The sequence below is a fragment of the Calothrix sp. CCY 0018 genome (assembly GCF_963920925.1).
Taxonomy (GTDB): Bacteria; Cyanobacteriota; Cyanobacteriia; order Cyanobacteriales; family Nostocaceae; genus Rivularia.
In genome coordinates this window covers 1-4,271 of the sequence record NZ_CAWUDI010000096.1, presented here as the reverse complement: position 1 = coordinate 4,271, position 4,271 = coordinate 1, and the positions used below count along the sequence as shown (strand labels likewise).

General features: G+C 44.0%; 1 protein-coding gene. It reads left to right on the top strand.

Annotated features, from left to right (window positions below):
• A partial coding sequence (gltB, locus tag ACM03V_RS34170; protein WP_414625259.1) for a glutamate synthase large subunit occupies positions 1 to 4,271 on the top strand: 4,271 nt, incomplete at both ends.

Below are 4,271 nucleotides of genomic sequence, written 5' to 3'. Positions count from 1 at the left end.
GGTGGTTGTAGCGCGGATAAAGATTCTGGCGATGGTGCGGGAATATTAAGCGCGATTCCGTGGGAATTATTTCGGCAAGGTTGGAATGAAAGGGGTTTGGAAGCAACTCGGGGAATTGCTGTAGGTATGTTGTTCTTACCTCGTGACGAACAAGCTGCTCGTACTGCTCGCTGTCTGGTCGAAACTATTGCGGTTTCTGAAAATCTGAAGGTTTTAGGATGGCGCGTGGTTCCGGTTGATTCGAGTGTTTTAGGAGTACAAGCCTACGCGAATCAGCCGCAGATTGAGCAGATTTTTCTTCAATCGGAAGATGTCACCGGGGATGAGTTAGAAAGAAAGCTTTATATTACGCGCCGTAGAGTTCATAAAGCTATTCATCAACATAATGAGTCGATGGAAGAGTTTTATGTTTGTTCGCTATCGAGTCGGACGATTGTCTACAAGGGTATGGTACGTTCGGCGGTTTTGGGAGATTTTTACCACGATTTAAAGAATCCTGCTTATAAGAGTAGTTTTGTTGTTTACCATCGTCGTTTTAGTACGAATACTTTGCCTAAATGGCCTTTAGCGCAACCAATGCGGCTTTTGGGTCACAATGGAGAAATTAATACTCTGTTAGGTAATATCAACTGGATGAAAGCCAGACAGGCAAGTTTGAGCCATCCAGTTTGGCAAGAGCGGTTGGAAGAATTAAAGCCGTTTGTCAGTATGGGAAACAGCGATTCTGCAACTTTAGATAACGTCTTTGAGCTACAGGTGCGTTCCGGGCGCAGTCCTTTGGAAGCTTTGATGATAATGGTTCCGGAAGCTTATAATAATCAACCTGCTTTAAGTAATTATCCGGAGATTGTAGACTTTTATGAATACTATAGTGGATTGCAAGAAGCTTGGGATGGGCCGGCGCTTTTAGTATTTAGCGATGGTAAGACAGTTGGTGCAACTTTAGACCGCAATGGCTTAAGACCGGCGCGTTACTGTATTACCTCCGATGACTACATTGTGGTTGCGAGTGAAGCTGGTGTAGTTGATTTCCCAGAAGAAAATATCATTGAGAAAGGTCGGCTTGGTCCCGGAGAGGCGATCGCCGTGGATTTGCAAAACCATGAGATTCTCAAGAATTGGGAAATTAAGAGTAAAGTTGCCAAGAGTCATCCTTATGGGGAATGGTTGCGACAGCATCGGAAATCATTGAACAGCGAACAGTTAACTGTTAACAATGGAAATGGTGCGAATGGTAATGGTGCGAATGGAAACGGACATTCAGCAACTAACAACCAACAGCTAACAACTAATTCGATAGACAGAAAAGCTTTGTTGCTCCATCAAATGGCTTTTGGCTACACCACGGAAGATGTGGAAATGATAATTGTGCCAATGGCAATTGATGGTAAAGAACCGACTTTCTGTATGGGTGATGATATCCCTCTGGCGGTACTTTCTGAAAAACCACATTTACTGTACGACTATTTCAAACAGCGGTTTGCTCAAGTAACAAATCCACCTATCGATCCTTTACGGGAAAAGTTGGTGATGTCGTTAAAGGTGGAATTGGGTGCGAGGGGTAATTTACTCGATCCCAAACCGGAATATGCTCGCCGGTTTATGTTGGAATCGCCGGTGTTAACTGAGTCTCAGTTACAGGAAATCCAAAAGTCGGATTTTGATACGGTTGAATTATCGACGGTGTTTCCAATTGAGAGCGTTCGTGAAGGATTAAAAGCTGCTGTAAAATCTTTGCAGCAGCAAGCAGCCGTTGCTGTGCGTAATGGTGCGAAAATTTTGGTTTTGAGCGATAAAGTTGCTCCGAATTCCCAGGAGTGGGAAGATTATGGAGCGATAAACGCAGAAAATACCTATATTCCTCCTTTATTGGCTGTTGGTGCGGTACACCACCATTTAATTCACGAAGGGTTGCGAATGAATGCTTCTTTGGTGGTGAATACTGCTCAATGTTGGAGTACTCATCATTTTGCTTGTTTGATTGGTTTCGGTGCGGCTGCGGTTTGTCCCTACATGGCAATGGATACTTTACGTAGCTGGTGGTCAGATCCTAAAACACAGCAGTTTATGGAGCGCGGTAAAATTGCATCTGTTAGCTTACAGCAAAGTACGGCAAATTATATCAAAGCTGTAGAAAACGGTTTGCTGAAAATCCTTTCTAAAATGGGGATTTCGCTGCTAACAAGTTACCAAGGAGCGCAAATTTTTGAAGCTATTGGTATTGGTAGAGATTTATTAGATTTGGGATTTTACGGTACTACTTCCCGGATTGGTGGAATTAACTTGAGCGAATTGCAATCGGAAGTTTTATCTATCCACTGCAAAGCTTTCCCCGAATTAAACCTTAAAAAGTTAGAAAATTTAGGTTTCGTTCAGTATCGTCGTGGTGGCGAATACCATATGAACAGTCCGGAAATGGCGAAGGCGTTGCACCAGGCTGTTAGTAGTAAAAATCACGACCATTACGAAGTTTACCAGCAGCATTTGCAAGGTAGACCGATTACCGCTTTACGCGACTTACTCGACTTCCAAAGCGATAGAGAAGCGATTTCGATTGAAGAAGTAGAGCCTGTCAGCGAAATTGTGAAGCGCTTTTGTACTGGGGGAATGTCACTAGGAGCATTGTCACGAGAAGCACACGAAACCTTGGCGATCGCGATGAATCGGTTTGGCGGTAAGTCTAATTCTGGGGAAGGTGGAGAAGATCCTGTACGTTTCAAGACTTTAAATGATGTTGATGATAGGGGTAATTCGGCAACATTACCTCATTTAAACGGGTTGCGTAACGGCGATACGGCAACGAGCGCCATCAAGCAAGTTGCGTCGGGACGCTTTGGGGTAACTCCACAGTACTTAATGAGCGCCAAACAAATTGAAATCAAGATGGCTCAAGGTGCGAAACCAGGAGAAGGGGGGCAGTTACCGGGTAAAAAAGTTAGCGAATATATTGCTGGTTTAAGACGTTCCAAACCTGGAGTAACTTTAATTTCTCCACCACCGCACCATGACATCTATTCGATTGAAGATTTAGCCCAGTTAATTTTTGATTTACATCAAATTAATCCCTTAGCGCAAGTTTCAGTAAAACTGGTTTCAGAAATCGGTATCGGAACCATTGCTGCGGGTGTAGCCAAAGCTAACGCCGATATTATCCAAATTTCCGGTCATGATGGCGGTACGGGAGCATCACCTCTAAGTTCTATTAAACACGCCGGTTCTCCGTGGGAACTGGGATTAACAGAAGTACATCGAGTATTGATGGAAAATAGCCTGCGCGATCGAGTAATTTTGCGGGTAGATGGCGGTTTAAAGAGCGGTTGGGATATTTTGATGGGAGCGATGATGGGAGCCGAAGAATTTGGTTTTGGTTCCATTGCCATGATTGCCGAAGGTTGTATTATGGCGCGGATATGTCATACAAATAACTGTCCTGTAGGTGTTGCTTCCCAGAAGGAAGAATTACGCAAGCGCTTCCCCGGCACCCCAGAAAAAGTTGTTAATTTCTTCTACTTTATTGCCCAAGAAGTACGCAGTTTGTTAGCAAGATTTGGTTATCGAAGTTTATCGGAAGTAATCGGACGTGCTGACTTGATGAAAATGCGCGAAGGTGTTGAATTAACCAAGACGCGAGCATTAAATCTTGACTGCTTGTTGAAATTACCCGATACCAAAGAAAATCGTAGCTGGTTGCAACACGAACAAGTTCACAGCAACGGTGCGGTACTCGATGATGATTTATTGCGTAGCGCTGAAATTCAAAATGCTATTAACCAACATTCTCGGGTAAGCAAAACAGTTAATGGGGTTAACACGGATAGAACTATAGGTTCGCGCATTGCTGGGGTAATTGCATCCAAATACGGCGACACTGGTTTCAAAGGTCAAATTAACCTTAACTTTAAGGGAAGCGTCGGACAAAGTTTTGGTGCTTTTCTGCTCAACGGCATGAAACTGACATTGATGGGAGAAGCCAACGATTACGTCGGTAAAGGAATGAATGGTGGAGAGATAATTATTAAACCACCAACCGCAGCCACCTACAAACCATCAGAAAACACCATCATTGGTAATACCTGCCTTTACGGTGCAACTGGGGGAATGTTATTTGCTACAGGAAAAGCTGGCGAACGTTTTGCCGTGCGTAACTCTTCATGTTCGGCAGTAATCGAAGGAGCCGGGGATCACTGTTGCGAATACATGACTGGCGGTGTAATTGTAGTCTTAGGTCAAGTTGGACGTAACGTTGGCGCTGGAATGACTGGTGGGTTGGG